Below are 18,792 nucleotides of genomic sequence, written 5' to 3'. Positions count from 1 at the left end.
AGGTCAGCACCACTGGGGCGCGGTGGCGCGTCTGGGTTGAGGGCGTCAGCGTAGGCGTAGGTAGTTCGGGCCGCTCATGCGTGGCGGCTTGGTGGACAGCCGCTTCGCTGACGCCAGCGTGCCGGCCGTCAGCCACGGCCTGCCGGTGAGCCTGGCCGCGTCGAGCGTTCTGGCCCGTAGCAGCCTGGCCGTCGGATGGGCGTCGTACGGTCGCAACGCCTCCTCCAGCGAGCGGCGCAGCAGCGCGGCCGCGTCGGCCGGAGGCAGCACCGCGAACGCGACCGCCGCCGCGCCCAGATGCAGCGCGCCCGTCACGAACGCGTCCGCCAGCGCGTGCGGGTCGTCCGTCAGCATCCGCTCGGGCAGCCCCGGCGCCACGATCCCCGCCGCGGCCAGCCTCGCGGGCGAGACCAACACCCCGTCATGCCCCTGCACGAGCACTTTCACCGCGCCATCCACCAGCACCAGCGCCGCGTCGTGCCACCGGACCTCCGGCACCACCCCGTACTCCACCAGCAGCCGCACGCTCCACCGCAACAGCGCACGCACATAGGCGACCGGCACATCCACCACCTCGCCAGGCACCCCGCCTTGCAGCTCAGCTTGGAGCTCGCCTCGCACCCGACCAGGCATCTCGCCCCGCACTCCGCCAGGCACCTCGCGTTCCGCCCCGCCAGGCACCTTGCCCTGCAATTCGCCCTGTGCCTCCCCTTGCAGCTCGACTTCAGCACTCACGCTGGTCCGGGCGCGCGGACCCGGGCGGCGCAGATTGCCAGGCTGGTCTTGTGCGCCGAGTTCGTCCGGGGCTTCAGGCAGGGTCAGCGCCGCCACTGGGACGCGACGGCCCTCCGGCAGTCGGCGCACCAGCCAGGCGAGGTGTTCGTGCCCGGCGCGCGCGTACTCCTGTTCGCCCGCCACCAGCACGTCAGGGCCGGCCAGCGCGCGCAGGAGCGGCTCCGCGCGGGCTGCCGCGCTCAAGCTGCCCGGTTCGATGCCGAGGTGGTCGCGCGTGCCGAGGACGCTGACCGGCAGCGGCAGCACCAGGTGCGTGCGCGGCCCGGCCTCGACGGCGCGCATCGACGCGGTAGGTCGTACGGTGCCGCGCCGTACGTCGAGCACCCGCGCCCCGGCCCGCCGCGCCTCGTCAACCGCCAGCGGATGCACAGGGAACAGGACCTCGTCCGGCCCGAGAGGCTCCCGGGGGAACGCACCGGCACCCTGGGACGCCAGGACGTCCGGCGGCAGCCGTGGCGCCGAGCCCGGCTCCAGCATGCGACGCGGCACCGCCGCCCAGCGCAGCTCGAACACGGGCCCGAACTCCGGCGCGTACGCGGCCAGCTCTCCGTCCGGCACCCCGGGCCGTGCCCGCGCGGTCGGATAGCAGGGATGGTCGGCGAGGGCCGCCAGCGTCTCGTACGACCGCACCCCCGGAGGCCGCGCGTCGTGCAGCTCCAGCGCGGCCAGCGCCGCCACGCACTCGTCGAAGAACGCCTTGACCCCGTCGGCGTCCTCCTCGGGAGCGATCTCCGCCAGCGTGTCCAGCACCTGCTCCAGGCCCAGCAACTCCCCGGCCGCCACCACGAAGTCCTGGAAGGGCGCACCCGACGCCAGCTGCACCAGTCTCCCGTCGGCCAGCGTCAGCCCGACACCGCCCCGGCCCCTGACGACCTGGGACGACAGGCCGCCGTAGTCTTCGCGCAGCAGCGCGTCCAGCACCCGGGCGGCCAGGTGAGACTCCCGCACGCGGCACCCCCGGGCCCTGCAAGTAAGGTCTGCCTAACTACCCAAGATCCTAACCCCTTCGAAGATCTTCCCGAAGCAGCCATAGGATGACAGAGAGTTTGGAAGGGTGGACCCTGTGGAAACGCAAGCGGAAGAGCAACTCATCGGACCGCTGCTCCTGGCCCGGGGCACCATCGACAGATCGGCCGCCCTGAGATCCGACAGCGCGTGGCTGGAACGTGCCTGGAACGCCCCCTCCACCCGGGTGCTCGTCATCGACAACGGCCGCACCCTCGTCGAACGCGCCGGCGACGAGGTGCGGGCGGTGCTCTACACCACGGCCGACGCCCCGGCCGGCGAGCGCTTCCTGCTCGGCGTGGCCGACGGCGTCGCCTACTTCGCCGTGGCCGCCCCGCTGCCCGGTTCCCCGCCGGGCGACGTCAACGGGCGCGTCACCGTACCGATGAGCCCGCACGACGCCCCCGAGGGTCACCCGGTGCCGGCGGGGCTGCGTCAGGCGGGCGGTCTGCTCGGCGACCGCGACGCCGGCCTCCTGGTCTACGCCGTGGCGCTGGAGGCCTGGCACAGCACCCACCAGTTCTGCCCGCGCTGCGGCGCGCGCACGGCCGTCGAGGCGGGCGGCCACATCCGGGTCTGCCCTCACGACGGCAGCCAGCACTTCCCCCGGGTCGACCCGGCGGTCATCATGCTGATCCGCGACCCCGACGACCGCTGCCTCCTGGCCCGCGGTCCTCAGTGGCCGGAGGGACGCCTGTCGATCCTGGCCGGGTTCGTCGAGCCCGGCGAGTCGCTGGAGGCCGCCGTCGTCCGCGAGGTGGCCGAGGAGGTCGGCATCCTCGTCACCAACCCGCGCTACCTCGGCAGCCAGCCGTGGCCCTTCCCGCGCAGTCTCATGCTCGGCTTCTTCGCCCAGGCGCTCTCCACCGACCTCACCCCGGACGCCGAGGAGATCGCCGAGGCCCGCTGGTTCTCCCGCGAGGACCTGGCCCGCGCGCTCGAAACCGGCGAGGTCCGCCTCCCGCCGCCGGTCTCGATCGCCCGCCGGCTCATAGAGACCTGGTACGGCAGCGCTCTGACGGGCGACTGGTAGAAGACCTGGGTGATCCACGCACCCAGGTCTTCGGAGGAGTCCGTCTCAGGCCGGTTCGAGGAGGGCCTTGACCTCGCGGGCGGACGGGTTCGTGCGGACGATGCGCCCGTTCGGGGTTTCGATGACCACCGTGGGCACCACCTGGTTGCCGCCGTTGACGCTCATGACGAAGGTGGCCGCGTCCGGGTCACGCTCGATGTCGACCTCGGTGAAGCTGATGCCCTCCCGGGTCAGCTGGGACTTGAGGCGCTTGCAGGGGCCGCACCACGTGGTGCTGTAGACCGTGAGCGTCATCGCTGGGGAATCCCTCCAAGGTCAGGGGAAACGAAGGCGTTCGGTGCAACAACGCGGGTGGCCTGGTTAATCCCTCACCCGATGCGGCTGGCGATCCATGCCTGGACGCGCTCGGCCACGCCCATCTCGCGGTAGAGGGTGGTGCTGTGGGACTGGCCCGGGACGGTGATGATCTTCACGGGCACGCCGAGCTTGCCGAGAGCGTCCTTGACCAGCTCGCTCTGCTGCGGCGGCACGAACTCGTCCTGGGCGTGCACGGTGAGCATCGGCGCGTCCTTGCGGCTGGCGTGCCAGGCGACCTCCATGCTGGCCCACACCCGCGAGCACTTGCCCTTGGGGTGGCAGCCGCCGGCCAGCCGGACCGCCGCCTTGCGCAGTCGTACCTTGTTGGGCTGGGTGGCCGCGGCCCCGTCGGTGTAGGCGCGCAGCGGGGAGATGATCGGCGACAGCCCGACCACGCCCTTCAGCCCCTGCGTGCCGTTGCCGAAGGTGCCGACGGCGGCGGCGATGTGGCCGCCGGCGGAGAAGCCGACCACCACGTAGTTGTTCGCGTCGAACGCCCACCGGTCGGCGTGGCGGCGGGCGGCGGCGATCGCGGCCAGCGCGTCGGTGCGCTGCGCGGGCCAGGCGGCCTGGGTCGACAGCCGGTAGTTGATGTTGAAGACCGTGTAGCCCATGTCGGCGTACGAGCGGGCGATCTGGGTCATGCCCCGCTTGTCGCCGCTGGACCACCAGCCGCCGTGGACGATGAAGACTCCGGGCCGTTGCATGCCGTCGGGAGTCCACCACACGTCCATCTGCTGGCGGCGGTGCTTGCCGTAGGAGATGGTCTCCGTGGCATGCCCGCCGATGCCGTCAGGGTCGGTCGGCATGGTCACCGCGGGACCCGGCGTCGGATCCTGCGCCGCCTGCGCGCCCACCGGGGTGAGCGCGACACAAGCGAGCGCGATCGCGCTCAGGGAAACCGCTGTACGCACGGCTTTCCTTCCTCCCCGCCAGATGGTCGGGCCCCATTGTGGTGGAAGAGACCGGTTGTTTGCATCTCGTTGCCTGTGAAACGGGTGCGGCCACCTGTTGCCAGAATGGCTCTCGGACCGCCACCGGCTGGGAGGATGGACAGGTGAGCAGCGTGGACGACGTGTTGTCCGGGCTCGACCCCGAGCAGCGCGAGGTGGCCGAGACCGTGCGCGGCCCGGTGTGCGTGCTGGCCGGAGCCGGCACGGGCAAGACCAGGGCCATCACCCACAGGATCGCGCATGCCGTGCGCAGCGGGGCGGTCGACGCGCGGAGCGTGCTCGCAGTGACGTTCACCACACGTGCCGCGGGCGAGCTGCGCCAGCGGCTGCGCGAGCTGGGCGCGCCGGCGGTGCAGGCGCGCACGTTCCACGCCGCCGCGCTGCGGCAGCTCACCTACTTCTGGCCGCGGGTGATCGGCGGCGAGGCGCCGTCGGTGATCGAGTCCAAGCTTCCGGTGCTGGTCGAAGCCTGCCGCCAGATCCGGAAAAATCCCGAACGGTCCGAGCTGCGAGACATCGCCGCCGAGGTCGAGTGGGCCAAGGTCACCCAGATCGGCCCCGACGACTACGTCGCCGCCGCCGCCAAGCACCACCGCACCCCTCCGGTTCCCGCCGAGGAGGTGGTGCGCCTGTACGAGGCGTACGAGCGGATCCGGCGCGAGCGCCACCTCGTCGACTTCGAGACGATCCTGGAGCTGACCGCGGCGGTGATGACCGAGCACGCCGAGGTCGCCGCCCAGATCCGCCAGCAGTACCGCTACTTCGTCGTCGACGAGTACCAGGACGTCAACCCGCTGCAGAAGCTGCTGCTCGACACCTGGCTCGGCGGCCGCGACGACCTGTGCGTGGTCGGCGACCCCAACCAGACGATCTACAGCTTCACCGGCGCCACCCCGCGCTACCTGACCGGCTTCGCGGTCGAGTTCCCGAACGCCGCGGTCATCAAGCTGGTGCGCGACTACCGCTCCACCCCCCAGGTGGTCAACTTGGCCAACCTCGTCATCGCCAAGAGCAAGTCGCCTCACCGTCTGGAGCTCGTCGCGCAGCGCCCCGACGGCCCCAGGCCGGTGTTCGCCGACTACGACGACGAGCCCGCCGAGGCCGCCGGCGTCGCGCGCGGCATCCGCAAACTGATCGACCAGGGCGTCCCGTCCCGCGAGATCGCGATCCTCTTCCGTACCAACTCGCAGTCCGAGTCCTACGAGGAGGCGCTGTCGAAGGCGGAGATCCCGTACGTGGTGCGCGGCGCGGAGCGCTTCTTCGAGCGGCCCGAGGTGCGGCAGGCCGTCGTGCTGCTGCGCGGCGCGGCCCGCTCCCACAGCGGCGAGCCGCTGGCCTCCGAGGTCCACGACATCCTGACCGGCGTCGGGCTGACCCCCTCGCCGCCCGGCGGCGGCAAGGCGCGTGAGAAGTGGGAGTCGCTCAAGGCCCTGGCCGACCTGGCGGAGGACCTGGCGGCCGAGGGCGCCGACCTGCCGGCGTTCGTGGCCGAGTTGGAGCGCCGCGCCGCCGAGCAGCACGCGCCGCCCGTCGAGGGCGTCACGCTCGCCTCCCTGCACGCCGCCAAGGGTCTGGAGTGGGACGCCGTCTTCCTGGTCGGTCTCACCGACGGCATGGTGCCGATCATCTACGCGGAGACGCCGGAGCAGATCGAGGAGGAGCGCCGGCTGCTGTACGTCGGCGTCACCCGTGCCCGGCTGCACCTTTCGCTGTCGTGGGCGCTGGCCCGCGCGCCGGGCGGGCGCAGGAGCCGCCGCCCGTCCCGGTTCCTCGACGGGCTGACGGGCCGCCCGTCCGCGCCGTCGCGGCCCGCCGCGCCCGCCCGCGACCGCAGGGAGGTGGCGGCCCCGGTCAGCTGCCGGGTCTGCGCCAAGACCCTGGTGGCCGCGGCCGAGCAGAAGCTCGGACGGTGCGCGACCTGCCCGGCAGACTACGACGAGGCGCTGCTGGAGAGCCTGAAGGCCTGGCGCACGGCCACGGCCAAGGAGGCCAAGATCCCGCCGTACGTCGTGTTCACGGACGTGACGCTGCAGGCCATCGCCGAGCGGGCGCCGACGACCGAGCAGGAGCTGCTGTCGATCGCGGGCGTCGGCCGGGTCAAGCTCGACCGCTACGGGGAGGCGGTGCTCGGCCTGTGCCGCGGCTCCTGACCCTGACCCCGCGTATCCTGTCCTGTCGTCTCCGGCTCAGGACGACACCGTCGTAACCACCGCGAAACCACGGGATGCCACCATAAGGGGGCGAGCCCGGGGGGTTGCTCGCGCGTGCCGCGTGAAGGGGGATGAGTGAACGAGGCCCTGAAGGAAGTGCTCGACCTGCTCGACCTGGAGCAGATCGAGCAGGACATGTTCCGCGGCCGGAGCCCGGAGGAGCGCGTCCAGCGCGTCTTCGGCGGGCAGGTCGCCGCGCAGGCTCTCGTCGCCGCCGGGCGCACCGTCCCGGCCGGCAAGAACGTCCACTCCCTGCACGCCTACTTCATCCGCCCCGGCGACCCGGCCATCCCGATCGTCTACGACGTCGAGCGGGTCCGCGACGGCCGGTCGTTCTCCACCCGGCGGGTGGTGGCGATCCAGCACGGCAAGGCGATCTTCACGATGTCGGCCTCGTTCCACGTCGAGGAGCCGGGCATCGAGCACCAGGCCTCGGCGATGCCGGTGGTGCCCGCCCCCGAGACGCTGCCGACCTTCCAGGAGCAGATGACCGCGCTGGTCGGGGAGGACCACGAGCAGCGCGAGTGGCTGGCCCGGCCGCGCCCGGTCGACGCCCGCTACGTCTCCCCGCTGGTCTGGGAGGCGCATCTCGACCCCGACCTGCGCAGCACCGAGACCAACGTGTGGTTCCGCTTCGACGCCGACCTGCCCGACGACCCGCTGCTGCACGTCGTGCTGGCCGCCTACGCCTCCGACTACACCCTGGTCGACACGATCCTGCTCGCGCACGGTCTGGCCTGGGGCGCCTCCGACATCATGGGCGCCTCGCTGGATCACGCCATCTGGTTCCACCGGCCGTTCAGGGCCGACGAGTGGCTGCTCTACGCGCAGCAGTCGCCCTCCGCCGGAGGCGCCAGAGGGCTCGCGCGGGGGGAGATGTTCAACGCCTCGGGCGAACTCGTGGTGTCCGTGGTCCAGGAGGCCATGATCCGCACGAATTTGTCACGAAATCGCAGGTAGAAAATACGTTGCCCAACCCCGAGATCCGGGTTTAGGGTCATGGTCAAGCGAGTCGGGCGTCCCTGCCCGACGATCCCAGAGCGGAGGTGAGTCACAGTGATCAGCATCAACAACACGCCGGCCACGCAGTGGCTGCTTTCCGCGTGCCGTGACTCGGTGAGGCTCGTCAGTGGGCCGGCCAAGCTGCGGCAGGACGAGTCTGCCCGTCGCCAGGAGTCCCTGATGTATGCGCGCGCCCACGCCGGCGCCGCCACCTCGGGCGCTCCCGTCTTCGCCGCAGCCGTCGCTCTGGGCGTTCCTGCGGGCAGCGCAGGCGCCGAAGTGCCGACCCAGCCGATCGCCAAGCGTGGAGTGGGTCCGCAACCCTGGAGGGATGCTCCGGTCATAACCTGACCGGCACACAGCAGCCCCCAGGCCGCGGATCCGCAGACAGGATCCGCGGCCTCTTTGTTTGTCCGTGATCCCGATCACCCACGAGGTGTGTCCCGACCAAGAACAACGTGTTCGATCAAAGGAGAATCCTGATGGGGGCGAAGACGATCATGGACCTGATCGACGAAGCCGAGATCCCCTGTCGTACCGACCCTGACCTGTGGTTCGCCGAGTCGCCGGAGGACGTCGAGTTCGCCAAGGCGCTCTGCACCGGGTGCCCGATCCAGAAGGCCTGCCTCGAGCGCGCGCTCGAGCGCGAGGAGCCGTGGGGCGTCTGGGGCGGCGAGCTCATCCTCCGCGGGACCATCGTGCCCCGCAAGCGTCCGCGTGGCCGTCCGCGCAAGCACCCGGTCGCGGCCTGACCCACCGATCCAGCAACACCAGCAGAAAGAAGACGATCTGATGAGCCTCATCCCGACGAGCGGCGAGTTCTCGGCCCCGTATCTCTACCATGAACTGGTCAACGACCGAATACGGACCCTCCACCGCGAGGCGGAGGAGCAGCGCTTGGCCTCCCGCATCAGCCGCGTCCGCAGGGCGCAGCGTGGTGTCCAGCGCGCCAACGAGCGCCTGAACCGGGCGTTGCGACTGGTGCTATGACAGGGGAGGTCCTGCCGCCGGCGCAGGACCTCTCCGCCGAGAATCAGGCCCGCGCGGAACGACGGTTCCGCGCGGGTCTTCCGCGTTCGGTTCTACGCGTGCTGGCCGGCCGGTCTCCTCACGGGATCGGCCGTCCCGGCGGCGGCGAAGAGGCGGGCCGACATCCACGCGATGCCCGCCGCCGCGACGACCAGCCCGCCGAGGTAGGCCCACTCCGGCACGACCCCGCGCAGCGACCCGGGCACCATCCCCGCCGCGTAGAGCAGCAAGGCGGCGACCGGCAGCGTCCCCGACCGGATCGCCGCCACGCCGAACAGCAGCACCCCCGACAGCAGCACCGCCGAGGTCACCAGGAACGCCGTCCCCGTCCCTCCGGCCAGCAGCCCGCTCACCGTCGCGCCGGGGAGCGACGGGAAGACGAAGTGCAGCGTGTACTCGACGGCGAACGCCCCGGCCAGCCCGGCGCCGTTGAGCACGTACCCGGCCAGCCCGAGCCCGCCGGTCCCGCTCCGGATGAGCAGGTAGAGCCCGGTGATCGCGAACAGCCCGGACAGCGCCGCGAACGGCGCCAGCGCGTGCGTGACCGGCGTCTCGGGAACCACCCCGGCCCGCCGGAACACGTTGAAGACGAGCAGCACGGCGCAGACATAGCCGGCTGACCCGGCCATGCGGAAGAGACCCATCCCGGATCCCGCCTTTCACTCGACGATGGTTGCCGCCATCATCAGGCGCGCTTTCCGGCCGGGCCGATGGCCCGCCGCCATCCGTAAGAACCCCGAAAGAGGCCACGGGGACGTCCGAACCGACGGCGGCCACCCACGGAACGCGCTGGTCGTCGACGCCTTCACCACCTCGCACCGCGAACAGCCGCCGACCGCACCCGCCGCCGGTCGTCCAGGTACCGGCCCGTGCGCGCCCGGCGGCATCCTCCGCCGGTCGTCCAAGTGCCGGCCCATACGCCCGGCCGCATCCGTCGCCGGTCGTTCAGGTGTCGGCCCGTGCGCGCTCGGCCGCATCCTCCGCCGGTCGTCCGGATGTCGGCCCTCTGCGTGCCCGGCCGCATCCGCCGCCGGGCGTTCAGGGTGTCCGGGCGGGTGTCGCGCGGTCGAGGAACGTTTTCGTGCTGTGTGCCGGAGTGAGGTCGAGCCGGCGCAGCAGCTGGGCGTTCAGCGCGACCACGACGGTCGAGGCCGACATGAGGATCGCCCCGACGCTCATCGGCAGCACGAACCCGATCGGCGCGAGCACCCCGGCGGCCAGGGGCACCGAGATCAGGTTGTAGCCGGCGGCCCACCACAGGTTCTGCTTCATCTTACGGAAGCTCGCCCGCGACAGATCGATGACGGAGAGCACCGAGCGCGGATCCGAGGAGACGAGGATCACCCCGGCCGAGCCGATCGCCACATCGGTGCCGGCCCCGATCGCGATGCCGACGTCGGCCTGGGCCAGAGCGGGGGCGTCGTTGACGCCGTCGCCGACCATGGCGACCTTCCTGCCCTCCGACTGCAGCTCCGCGACCTTGGCCGCCTTGTCCTCCGGCCGCACCCCGGCGAACACCCGGTCGATGCCGAGCTCGGCGGCCACGGTGTCGGCGACGGCCCGGGCGTCACCGGTGATCATCACGACCTGGACGCCCACGGCGTGCAGGGCGTCGACGGCGTCGCGGGACTCGGGCCGGATCTCGTCGGCCAGCCGGAGCGCGCCGATCACCTGGCCGCCGGCGAGGACGTGCAGGATGATCGCCCCCTCCGTCCGCCACTCACCGGCGACGGGAAGCTCGTCCAGGCCGTGCTCGTCGAGGAGGTACGGGCCGCCGACCTCGATCACGGTGCCGTTCGCGGTCGCCTTCACGCCGACCGCGGGGGAGGAGGAGAACTCGCTGGCCTGGGGCACGTCCAGCCCACGCGTACGGGCCGCGCCGACGATGGCCTTGGCCAGCGGATGCTCGCTGTCGCTCTCCGCCGCCGCGGCCAGGGCCAGCACCTCGTCCGCGCCGCGACCGCCGACCGGCTCGATCCCGGTCACGGTGGGTTCGCCCTTGGTCAGGGTGCCGGTCTTGTCGAACAGGACGGCATCGACGGTGCGCATCGACTCCAGCGCGAGACGGTCCTTGACCAGCACGCCTCCCCGGGCGGCGCGCTCGGTGGCGATGGACACCACCAGCGGGATCGCCAGGCCCAGAGCGTGCGGGCAGGCGATGACGAGCACGGTGATGGTCCGCACGATCCCGCTGTCGGGCAGCCCGACGAGGGCCCAGACGACGGCGGCGATCGCGGCGGCACCCAGGGCGAACCAGAACAGCCACGCCGCCGCGGTGTCGGCGACGCGCTGGGCACGCGAGGACGAGGCCTGGGCGTCGGCGACGAGTCGCTGGATGCCCGCCAGGGCGGTGTCGTCGCCGATGGCGGTGACCTCGACGCGGAGGCCGGAGTCGGTGGCGACGGTGCCGGCGACCACCTGTTCGCCGGCCTCACGGCGCACCGGCTTGGACTCTCCGGTGACCATGGACTCGTCCATGCTCGCGGAACCGTCGATGATCTTCCCGTCGGCGGGCACCGAGGCGCCGGGACGGACGATGACGACGTCACCGACCACCAGGTCGGCCGGGGAGACCTTGACCACGTCGTCGCCGTCGACCTTCTCGGCCTCGTCGGGCAGCAGGGCCGCCAGGGAGTCCAGGGCCGAGGTGGTCTGCGCCAGGGAGCGCATCTCGATCCAGTGGCCCAGGAGCATGATGACGACCAGCAGGGCCAGCTCCCACCAGAAGTTCAGCTCCTCGTCGAGCACGTGCAGGCTGGCACCCCAGGAGGCGACGAACGCCACCGTGATAGCGAGGCCGACGAGCAGCATCATGCCGGGCCGGCGGGAGCGGATCTCCGAGACCGCCCCGGTCAGGAACGGCCGTCCGCCCCAGAAATAGACGACGGTGCCCAGCACCGGTGAGACCCACGGCACCCACGCGGAATCAGGCAGGCGGTAGCCGATGATGTGGGCGAACATCTCGTTGAACCCCACCACGGGGACCGCCAGGACCAGCATAATCCAGAACAGCCGCCGAAACTGCCCGACATGATCACCATGCCCGCCGTGACCGCCATGCCCGCCGTGACCGCCATGCCCGCCGTGACCGCTATGGCGGCCGTGGCCTTCGTGAGCGCCATGGATGCCATGACCGTCGTCATCGGCCTGATGGCCGGGTGTGTCCGGTCCTGGAGTGTGCGGATGGTTGCGGCGCGTACTCATGCTCGGATCTCAACCCCGGTATGTCGGCGGGAAGGGAGCCCGTTCCTCCACGGAGGAGGAGCGGGCATTCATACCCCGACTTACGCGTGTTCCACCAATCCGCAGTGATACGCCCGTTCGAACCTGGTCAAGGCGCGGGTGCGGAGATCAGGTGGTGACGAGGGCCATGTCGTCGGGGTCGATGGTGTCGTCGGAGAAGCCCGGAACCCAGCGGATCACCTCGTCGCGAAAACGTGCCGTGGTGCCCAGCTGGCACAGGACCCCGATCCCCGCCATGTGAACCCGGTGGATGAGCACGTACGAGGCCGGCAGGTTGAGCTGGCGGACCACGTTGCCGGGCCGCAGGTCGGTCGCCGAGGCGGCCTGTGTCTGCAGCCAGGCGCGGCTGAACGTGAACTCCTCCACCGCCGTCGGCTCCACGTAGGGCGAGAGGAAGGCGCGCAGCGCGTCGGGGTCGATCTCGATGTCGGGCCGGATGAAGCCCTCCGCCCGCAGCCCGGCGATCACGGTGTCCATGTCGCCCTGGTTGAAGATGCGGGTGAGCTGCCCGAACGCCAGCGGGTAGCCGCCCCGGTTGACGGCGCCGAAGTCGAGGACGCCCAGCTTGCCGTTGGGCAGCATGCGGAAGTTGCCCGGGTGGGGGTCGGCGTGGAGCATGCCGACCCTGGCGGGGGAGCAGAACAGGAAGCGGACGAACAGCAGCCCGGCCCGGTCGCGCTCCTCCTTCGTGCCCTCGGTGATGACACGCGACAGCGGGACGCCGTCCATCCACTCGGTGACCAGCACGGTCTCGTTGGCGGCGATGACGTCGGGCACGTGGAAGTCGGGGTCGTCGTGGAACTCGAGCGCGAAGGCGTGCTGGGCCTCGGCCTCGCGGAGGTAGTCGAGCTCCTCGGCGACCCGCTCACGCAGCTCGGCGAGGACGGACTTGATGTCGAGGCCGGGCATGAGCACCCCGAACAGCTTGCCGAGCCGGGCGAGCTGGGCGAAGTCGCCGAGCAGGGCCTTGCCGGCGCCGGGGTACTGGATCTTGACCGCGGCCTCCCTGCCGTCATGCCAGACGGCCCGGTGGACCTGGCCGATGGAGGCGGCGGCGGTCGGCTCGTCGTCGAAGGACTGGAAATGGTCGCGCCAGTCGTCACCGAGCTGCTCGGTCAGCACCTTGTGGACGGTGGCGACCGGGAGCGGGGGCGCCGCGTCCTGGAGCTTGGTGAGCGTGGCGCGGTAGGGGGCGACGATCTCGGGCGGCAGGGCGGCCTCGAAGATGGACAGCGCCTGGCCGAGCTTCATCGCGCCGCCCTTGAGCTCGCCCAGCACCTTGAAGATCTGCTCGGCGGTGCGCTGCTGGATCTCCTCGGCGACCATTTCGGCGGACTTGCCGCCGATGCGCTTGCCCAGCCCGAGGGCGGTGCGTCCGGCGAAACTGAGGGGCAGGGTGGCCAGCTTGGCGGAGCGCGTGACGGCGCGGCGAGGAAGATCGCTCATCCTGATGTGCGGAATCTCAGCCGAGATGCCGCTTCCCCCCTTCGTCGGTCGTTACCTGGGCTTGTGAATCGCAGGTAGCTGACATGACCATTGTTAGCGGATATGGATAGGTTCGTATACAACGACATTGCGGGTGGATTGTCCACGATCGGTGCTTCCAATGTCGATCAGGCGATATGTCGGTTGTGCCGTTCGTCACAGCCGAGGCGTGACCATCGAGGAAGTTCAGGGCATGACCGGCCACCGCGGCGGCGACGGAGGCCGCCAGGGAGGCGTCGCAGGCGATCTCCCCGGGGGGATAGCCACCGAGCCCGGCGGTGACGACCGGCCAGGCCGGATCGTGATCCCGTCTGGTCAAGTCTAGGCAGTGCAAACAGGCGGTCTGTCCAGGTACAACGAGCGGACCCGCGGATCCATGCCCTTCAAAGGCGGATCCGAGCAGATGCGGGATGCCCAGCGCCGTCAACTCGTTGACCAGCACCATGTCCAGCGGCCGCACCGGAGTGAGGATCACGAGATCGGGACGCTCGGTCCCGTCACCCAGATACGGCCCGCCCGCCCGCACCTCCACCACCGCACGCTCACCCAAGCCGCTGACCGCCCGTCGCTGCCCTGCGGCAACGCGACCCGCACCGGCACGAGCGGCCCGCCCCCCACCATCGCCGGCACCAGCGGGTCGTCCCGCTCCGTCACCGGCACGAGACCGCTGCCCGCCGCCGGAACGAGCCGGCCTTGGGCCATCCCGGCCCTCGCCGCCACGAGCCACCCCCGTGCCTTCCCCGCCCTCGCCGGGATGGGTCAGTCTCGCGGCCACCGCGACCGCGCCGTCCTGCCGCGGCATCCCCACCTCCGCCCACGTCAGCCCGCCGGGCACCAGGTCGCGGGGCCGCGTGGGATCAGGGTCGAACACCCGGATCCCGCCCACGCCGCCCGCCGCAAGCAGCGCGACCACCTGCGCCCCCACCCGGCCCGCGCCGTAGACCCGCACCCGCGACCGCGCCCTGCGCAGCAGCGACTCCCGCCCGCCGCCGGGCGCGGCCCCGGCCAGATCCATCGCGTCCAGATCGGGCCGCATCCGGTCGAGCTCGGCCAGCGGCAGCGGCAGGGCGGGCCCGCCCGCGTCGTCGAGCACGCCGGACCGGCCGAGGTGATCGAGCAGGTCACGGGCGGCGACCTCCGGCAGCCCGGCCGACCGCGCCTCGCGCAACGCCCCGGCCAGGTCGCGGACGCCGTCGAGCCTGTCGAGCCACCGCCGGGCGGCCCTGCTGAGCCCGGTCAGGACGACGGCCCGCCCGGGATGCGCGCCGAGCTGGAGCGTCCGCTCGTCACGGTCGACACGGGGGAGGGCGGGATGCACACGTGGCCTCATGGCCCGAAGATTTGCACGTGAATTCAAGATCCCGCTCCGGAACGCCCGCCGCTGTGGATAACCGGCCAAGCCCGCGAAACCCTGTGGACAACCGCTGACATTAAATTCTTGGTAAAGTCGAAACCGCAGAACGATCCCACCGCGAGCCCTTGACCGGATGTCACCCAGCTCTTGAATCCACGCTCAGAACGACACTTCCGGCGTGCCGCGGTGATCAGGATCGGGAAACCGCGCTTGCCCAAATTCACCGGCTCTTAATCATCTGACCAGCAGAAACATGACTCGCCCTCTGGGGAATTCCGCGAGTGTCGGCTACCGTGCATATGTGCCCCCCGAGACAGTCGAGGTCCGTCGCAGTTCTCGTCGCCGGCGTACGGTCTCCGCTTACCGCGACGGCGACAAGACGATCGTGCTCCTGCCCGCCTGGCTCAGCGGCGAGGACGAGGACGAATGGGTGAGCCGGATGCTCGATCGGCTCGCGGCCAAGGAGCGCAAGCGACGGCCGACGGACGAGGCGCTGCTGGAGCGGGCGAAGGACCTTTCCGCGAAATACCTCGACGGCAAAGCCCGGCCCGCGAGCGTGCGGTGGGTCGACAACCAGCACCACCGATGGGGCTCCTGCACCCCGGAGACAGGCACGATCCGCATCTCGACCCGGCTCAAGGGCCTGCCCGAGTGGGTCATCAACTACGTCATCGTCCACGAACTCGTCCACCTGCTCGTGCCCAGCCACGGCCCCCGGTTCTGGACCCTGGTGGAGCGCTACCCGAAGGCCGAGCGCGCCCGCGGCTTCCTGGAGGGATTCTCCGCCGCCGCCCAGAACGCCCCGGAGGAGTGTTGACGCGTACCGTCGCGGTTCTCGTACAGGAGCGCATGGCCCGATCCGCGCCGCCAGGGGTCGACCCCGCCCGCTGGCTGGAGGCGATCGCGGAAGACACCTACGAGATGGTCGCCGGCCTGGAGCTGGTCACCCCCGTCCTGGCGACGAGCGTCCCCGGTCTCGACGACCTCGTCTGGCCCGGCACCGAGATCCTCGAAATAGGCGAGGACGACCCGGTCAAGGACGTTCTGCAGCTGCTCAAGGGCGATCAGGCCGCGATCGTCGCCGCCGACGCGCCCGACCTGCCGCCGCTGCTGATCGGCAAGCTCTTCCGCGAGCTCGGACGCGCGCTGATCACCGTCAGCCCCGCAGAAGGGGGCGGTGCGGTCGCGCTCGCCTGCCACCTGCCGCCGCCCGCCTGGGCGGATCCCGACCTGGACGACCCCGATCCGGTGGCGGCGCTGCGCGCGCAGGCGCCCGGCCGTCGCATGGTGGCGGCCACGCCCGGCTGGCACCGGCTGCGCGCCCCCGGCGACGCCGAGCGTCTCGACCCCGGCCTCGAAGGCTGGGAGAGCACCCGCGCCCTGCTCACGGCACGCTGAGCTCCGCGAACACCGCCCGGTGGTCGGTGCCCGGCACGTCGTGCACGCTGACCGCCTTCACCCCCACCCGCTCGTCCACCAGCACGTGGTCGATCGTGATGATCGGCGGGATCCGCCTGTTGGCCGGCCACGTCGGGATCAGCCCGGCGCCCACCTGGTCGGCGGCGTCCTTGTAGCCGCGGGCCAGCAGCCGGCGCATCGGCACGTGGTCGAGCGAGGCGTTGAAGTCGCCCGCCAGGATGCGCACCGTGCCTCCGGACGGGCCGGGCAGCGACTCCAGCGCCTTCTGCCAGGCGGCGGCATGCGGCCCGATCGGCGGCACCGGATGCACGTCGAAGAGCTCGACCGGCGCCCCGCCGGGCAGCGACAGCCTGGCCACCGGCATGTTGTGGCCCTCCAGCGGGGGCAGCGCGTCATCCAGCGGCTCCAGCGGGAAGCGGGAGAAGATGCCGCTGCCGCCCGCGCTCCACTCCGCCTGCAGCACGCGGTGCGGCATGACCTCCGTCAAACCTGCCGCGTCGAGCCCGTCGACCGCGCCGGGCGTCAGCTCCTGGGTGTTCAGCACGTCGGGCCGCAGCTCCCGCACCATGTTCATGATCGTCTGCGTGTCGGCCCTGCCGAACAGCAGGTTGACGGTCAGCACCCGGAGCGGCCGGCCCGCCGTCGCCTCCGCCACGCCGAGGGTCCTGGGCAGCACGCTGAACCCCAGCACCGTGCTGGCCAGCAGCGCGACCGCGGTGGCGGCCCGCCTGCGCCCGAGCGCGGCGATCATGAGGGGGACCAGCGAACCGGCGGCCGCGTACGGGGTCGCGGTCATGATCTGGGTGGGGATCGCCCCCCGTTCCAGCCCTGCCAGCCTCGTCACCGCCCACGCCGCGAACGGCGTCACGGCCAGCCACGTCAGCACGGCCCCGGCGCGCCCGGTGCGCCGCCGGCGCGCGGGCGTGACGATCGTCCCGCCGACGGGACTCTCCGAGGACACGCCCACTGCCAAAACCTCTCTGGAACGTTACGAAACCTCAGCGGCCTCCGCTGACGGCCGGTCCGCCGGTCAGCCAGCCGTCCCCCGACCGGCGGCGACCCTCTCCGCCAGCGCGGCGCGTCCCCTGGCCGCGAGGCGGCGGGTGGCCTCGTCGGACAGCTCGGGGATCTCCTCCACCGGGAACCAGCGCAGGTCCAGGGACTCCTCGCTGATCACCGCCTCGGCGCCCTCCGGGGCGACGGCGGCGTACTCGACGTCGAGATGCCAGCTGTGCGGCGGATGGCACCACACCCGGTGGCGGTCCAGCGCGAGCGGGCCGGGCAGCGGCTCCAGGTCCGCGATGCCGGACTCCTCCTCGGCCTCGCGCAGCGCCACCCCGGCCAGCGTGGTGTCGGAAGGCTCACAGTGGCCGCCCATCGGCAGCCACATCCCGGCCTTCGGATGCAGGGTGAGCAGCACCCGCGCGCCGTCGTGCGACAGCACGGCCGTGGTCGCCGTGAGGTGGCCGGGCACGCACTCGCGCAGCATGGCGTCCTCGTGAGCCGCCAGGTGGTCGAGGAACTCCGCGCGCAGCGACTCCTCCCCGGCCGTCGGCGCGGTCCACGCGGTGAGCACGGCCACCGCGTCGTCGTGCAGGCTCAACTCTGGTCGCCCTCGTCGCGGGGCTTCTCCTCCAGCTGGGAGATGTCCCACGTGGTCTCGCCCCGGACGAACGCCTCGGGATCGTCGAGGTCGTCGGCCGTCGGGATGAGGTCGGGGTGCGACCACAGCGCGTCGCGGCCGTCGACGCCGCGCGCCTCCTTGACGGCCTGCCACAGCTTGGCGGCCTCGCGCAGCCTGCGCGGGCGCAGCTCCAGCCCGACGAGCGTGCCGAAGGTCAGCTCGGCCGGCCCGCCGGTCGCGCGGCGTCGTCGTACGGTCTCGGCCAGGGCGACCGCGGAGGGCAGCTTGCCGGCGGCGGCGTCGTCGACCACCGTCGCGACCCAGCCCTCGACCAGGGCCAGCATCGTCTCCAGGCGGACCAGGGCGGCCTTCTGCCGCTCGGTCTCCTCGGGCTTGAGCAGCGCGCCGCCGCTCAGCGCCTCCTGGAGAGCCTGCGGGTTGTTGATGTCGAGCCCGCGGATCTGCTCCTCAAGGGCCGAGGTGTCGACCGTGATGCCCTTGGCGTACTCCTCGACGGCGCCGAGCAGGTGGCCGCGGAGCCACGGCACGTGCTGGAACAGCCGGTGGTGCGCGGCCTCGCGCAGCGCCAGGTAGAGCCTGATCTCGTCGGCGGGGTGTTCGAGGCCGGAGCTGAAGGAGGCGACGCCGCCGGGCAGCAGCGCGGCCGTGCCGGACAGCGGCAGGCCGATGTCGGTGGTGCCGATCACCTCACGCGCCAGCGAGCCGATGGCCTGGCCGATCTGCTGGCCGACCATCATGCCGCCCATCTGCTTGAGCATGCCCATCAGCGGCCCGGCCATCTGCTGGGCCTCGGGTGGCAGCCCGGAGCCGCCGATGGCGCCGCCCATGGTCTCGACCATGCGCTCGGCGATCGGCTCGGCCAGCTTGCGCCACACCGGGATCGTGTTCTCGATCCACTCGGACCGGCTCCACGCCTGCGGGTTGGACACGCCGCTGGGCAGCGTGGTCGCCTCGTTGAGCCACAGGTCGGCCAGGCTGAGCGCCTCGACGATCTGGCGGCGCTCGCCCTCCATCACGCTCGGGTCGCCTTGCGCGACGACGGCGTGGCGGGCGATGTTCTTGGCCATGTCCCAGTTGACAGGGCCTGAACCCTGGGGCGCCGACAGCATGTCGGCGAACTGGCGCATCGCCTGAGCCATCTGCTCAGGGTCACCGAACATGGCGAACGGGTTTTCGTTGGGGTCGTTTTCACGACCTGGCAGGTCAGTCACCGCGTTACCTCGTGCAGGATGGAGGAGTCCACATCCGCCACGTTAGTCGTC

The 18,792-nt window shown here is 71.6% G+C and carries 19 protein-coding genes; 9 read left to right on the top strand and 10 right to left on the bottom strand.

Annotation, left to right across the window (positions count from 1 at the left end; translation table 11 throughout):
* Nucleotides 1-45 precede the first annotated feature (45 nt).
* Nucleotides 46-1,743 (bottom strand): IucA/IucC family protein, encoded by a 1,698-nt coding sequence (locus ACIBF7_RS35980; RefSeq protein ID WP_397199148.1) that lies wholly within the window; start codon nucleotides 1,741-1,743, stop codon nucleotides 46-48.
* Nucleotides 1,744-1,858: 115 nt separating this feature from the next.
* Between ACIBF7_RS35980 and nudC the strand changes: the two genes are divergently transcribed.
* Nucleotides 1,859-2,833 (top strand): NAD(+) diphosphatase, encoded by a 975-nt coding sequence (nudC, locus tag ACIBF7_RS35975; protein WP_271279778.1) that lies wholly within the window; start codon nucleotides 1,859-1,861, stop codon nucleotides 2,831-2,833.
* Between the two features lie 45 nt (nucleotides 2,834-2,878).
* On the opposite strand, the gene ACIBF7_RS35970 is transcribed toward nudC, so the two are convergent.
* Nucleotides 2,879-3,127, bottom strand: coding sequence for a glutaredoxin domain-containing protein (locus ACIBF7_RS35970; protein ID WP_148029287.1), 249 nt, complete (start codon nucleotides 3,125-3,127; stop codon nucleotides 2,879-2,881).
* Between the two features lie 74 nt (nucleotides 3,128-3,201).
* On the bottom strand, nucleotides 3,202-4,104 hold the full coding sequence (locus ACIBF7_RS35965; protein WP_271279779.1) for an alpha/beta hydrolase: 903 nt from the start codon (nucleotides 4,102-4,104) through the stop codon (nucleotides 3,202-3,204).
* Nucleotides 4,105-4,256: 152 nt separating this feature from the next.
* Here ACIBF7_RS35965 and ACIBF7_RS35960 point away from each other — a divergent pair, with 152 nt between their 5' ends.
* The 5 genes from ACIBF7_RS35960 (at nucleotide 4,257) to ACIBF7_RS35940 (ending at nucleotide 8,345) form a co-directional block, all read left to right on the top strand.
* Nucleotides 4,257-6,293 carry an ATP-dependent DNA helicase UvrD2 gene (locus ACIBF7_RS35960; protein ID WP_271279781.1) on the top strand — a complete coding sequence of 679 codons (2,037 nt, stop codon included), beginning with the start codon at nucleotides 4,257-4,259 and terminating at the stop codon, nucleotides 6,291-6,293.
* A gap of 135 nt (nucleotides 6,294-6,428) precedes the next feature.
* Nucleotides 6,429-7,313: an acyl-CoA thioesterase II gene (tesB, locus tag ACIBF7_RS35955; protein WP_148029288.1), complete on the top strand. Its 885-nt coding sequence runs from the start codon at nucleotides 6,429-6,431 to the stop codon at nucleotides 7,311-7,313.
* Nucleotides 7,314-7,409: 96 nt separating this feature from the next.
* Nucleotides 7,410-7,706, top strand: a complete 297-nt coding sequence (locus ACIBF7_RS35950) for a hypothetical protein (RefSeq protein WP_397199147.1) — start codon at nucleotides 7,410-7,412, stop codon at nucleotides 7,704-7,706.
* A gap of 131 nt (nucleotides 7,707-7,837) precedes the next feature.
* On the top strand, nucleotides 7,838-8,107 hold the full coding sequence (locus ACIBF7_RS35945; RefSeq protein WP_148029290.1) for a WhiB family transcriptional regulator: 270 nt from the start codon (nucleotides 7,838-7,840) through the stop codon (nucleotides 8,105-8,107).
* Nucleotides 8,108-8,147: 40 nt separating this feature from the next.
* Nucleotides 8,148-8,345: a hypothetical protein gene (locus tag ACIBF7_RS35940; RefSeq protein ID WP_148029291.1), complete on the top strand. Its 198-nt coding sequence runs from the start codon at nucleotides 8,148-8,150 to the stop codon at nucleotides 8,343-8,345.
* 92 nt (nucleotides 8,346-8,437) lie between these two features.
* Here the strand turns inward: ACIBF7_RS35940 and ACIBF7_RS35935 are convergent, their stop codons facing one another.
* Nucleotides 8,438-9,028 (bottom strand): hypothetical protein, encoded by a 591-nt coding sequence (locus tag ACIBF7_RS35935; RefSeq protein ID WP_397199146.1) that lies wholly within the window; start codon nucleotides 9,026-9,028, stop codon nucleotides 8,438-8,440.
* Between the two features lie 394 nt (nucleotides 9,029-9,422).
* Nucleotides 9,423-11,384, bottom strand: coding sequence for a heavy metal translocating P-type ATPase (locus ACIBF7_RS35930; protein ID WP_397199145.1), 1,962 nt, complete (start codon nucleotides 11,382-11,384; stop codon nucleotides 9,423-9,425).
* 30 nt (nucleotides 11,385-11,414) lie between these two features.
* Here ACIBF7_RS35930 and ACIBF7_RS35925 point away from each other — a divergent pair, with 30 nt between their 5' ends.
* Nucleotides 11,415-11,696, top strand: coding sequence for a hypothetical protein (locus tag ACIBF7_RS35925; protein ID WP_397199144.1), 282 nt, complete (start codon nucleotides 11,415-11,417; stop codon nucleotides 11,694-11,696).
* A gap of 39 nt (nucleotides 11,697-11,735) precedes the next feature.
* Here the strand turns inward: ACIBF7_RS35925 and ACIBF7_RS35920 are convergent, their stop codons facing one another.
* Nucleotides 11,736-13,073, bottom strand: coding sequence for an AarF/ABC1/UbiB kinase family protein (locus ACIBF7_RS35920; protein WP_219543964.1), 1,338 nt, complete (start codon nucleotides 13,071-13,073; stop codon nucleotides 11,736-11,738).
* A gap of 16 nt (nucleotides 13,074-13,089) precedes the next feature.
* Nucleotides 13,090-14,430 carry a ThiF family adenylyltransferase gene (locus ACIBF7_RS35915; RefSeq protein ID WP_397199143.1) on the bottom strand — a complete coding sequence of 447 codons (1,341 nt, stop codon included), beginning with the start codon at nucleotides 14,428-14,430 and terminating at the stop codon, nucleotides 13,090-13,092.
* A 337-nt stretch (nucleotides 14,431-14,767) separates the two neighbouring features.
* On the opposite strand from ACIBF7_RS35915, the gene ACIBF7_RS35910 reads away from it, so the two are divergent.
* Both ACIBF7_RS35910 and ACIBF7_RS35905 read left to right on the top strand, forming a co-directional pair.
* Entirely contained in the window at nucleotides 14,768-15,283 is a 516-nt protein-coding gene (locus ACIBF7_RS35910) for a M48 family metallopeptidase (protein ID WP_261808313.1), read from the top strand.
* A 32-nt stretch (nucleotides 15,284-15,315) separates the two neighbouring features.
* Nucleotides 15,316-15,864, top strand: coding sequence for a hypothetical protein (locus ACIBF7_RS35905; RefSeq protein ID WP_397199142.1), 549 nt, complete (start codon nucleotides 15,316-15,318; stop codon nucleotides 15,862-15,864).
* On the opposite strand, the gene ACIBF7_RS35900 is transcribed toward ACIBF7_RS35905, so the two are convergent.
* The 3 genes from ACIBF7_RS35900 to ACIBF7_RS35890 form a co-directional block, all read right to left on the bottom strand.
* Nucleotides 15,851-16,852 carry an endonuclease/exonuclease/phosphatase family protein gene (locus tag ACIBF7_RS35900; RefSeq protein ID WP_397199141.1) on the bottom strand — a complete coding sequence of 334 codons (1,002 nt, stop codon included), beginning with the start codon at nucleotides 16,850-16,852 and terminating at the stop codon, nucleotides 15,851-15,853. The genes ACIBF7_RS35905 and ACIBF7_RS35900 overlap by 14 nt on opposite strands.
* A gap of 63 nt (nucleotides 16,853-16,915) precedes the next feature.
* Nucleotides 16,916-17,488 carry an NUDIX hydrolase gene (locus tag ACIBF7_RS35895; protein WP_148029298.1) on the bottom strand — a complete coding sequence of 191 codons (573 nt, stop codon included), beginning with the start codon at nucleotides 17,486-17,488 and terminating at the stop codon, nucleotides 16,916-16,918.
* Nucleotides 17,485-18,690 carry a zinc-dependent metalloprotease gene (locus ACIBF7_RS35890; protein WP_271278967.1) on the bottom strand — a complete coding sequence of 402 codons (1,206 nt, stop codon included), beginning with the start codon at nucleotides 18,688-18,690 and terminating at the stop codon, nucleotides 17,485-17,487. Before ACIBF7_RS35890 ends, ACIBF7_RS35895 begins: the two co-directional genes overlap by 4 nt.
* Nucleotides 18,691-18,792 lie beyond the last annotated feature (102 nt).

This window comes from Nonomuraea sp. NPDC050478 (assembly GCF_044458265.1).
In the GTDB taxonomy this organism is placed as follows: Bacteria; Actinomycetota; Actinomycetes; order Streptosporangiales; family Streptosporangiaceae; genus Nonomuraea; species Nonomuraea ferruginea.
Note: the sequence above shows the minus strand (reverse complement) of the source record. Positions and strands in the feature narration are given on the sequence as shown.

What these genes read in the sequence shown, in the direction of transcription:
- ACIBF7_RS35970 (WP_148029287.1), bottom strand. Translation starts at nt 3,127, where the DNA reads ATGACGCTCACGGTCTACAGCACCACGTGGTGCGGCCCCTGCAAGCGC.
- ACIBF7_RS35945 (WP_148029290.1), top strand. Translation starts at nt 7,838, where the DNA reads ATGGGGGCGAAGACGATCATGGACCTGATCGACGAAGCCGAGATCCCC.
- ACIBF7_RS35940 (WP_148029291.1), top strand. Translation starts at nt 8,148, where the DNA reads ATGAGCCTCATCCCGACGAGCGGCGAGTTCTCGGCCCCGTATCTCTAC.
- ACIBF7_RS35935 (WP_397199146.1), bottom strand. Translation starts at nt 9,028, where the DNA reads ATGGGTCTCTTCCGCATGGCCGGGTCAGCCGGCTATGTCTGCGCCGTG.
- ACIBF7_RS35930 (WP_397199145.1), bottom strand. Translation starts at nt 11,384, where the DNA reads ATGCTGGTCCTGGCGGTCCCCGTGGTGGGGTTCAACGAGATGTTCGCC.
- ACIBF7_RS35925 (WP_397199144.1), top strand. Translation starts at nt 11,415, where the DNA reads ATGATCACCATGCCCGCCGTGACCGCCATGCCCGCCGTGACCGCCATG.
- ACIBF7_RS35920 (WP_219543964.1), bottom strand. Translation starts at nt 13,073, where the DNA reads ATGAGCGATCTTCCTCGCCGCGCCGTCACGCGCTCCGCCAAGCTGGCC.
- ACIBF7_RS35905 (WP_397199142.1), top strand. Translation starts at nt 15,316, where the DNA reads ATGGCCCGATCCGCGCCGCCAGGGGTCGACCCCGCCCGCTGGCTGGAG.
- ACIBF7_RS35890 (WP_271278967.1), bottom strand. Translation starts at nt 18,690, where the DNA reads ATGTTCGGTGACCCTGAGCAGATGGCTCAGGCGATGCGCCAGTTCGCC.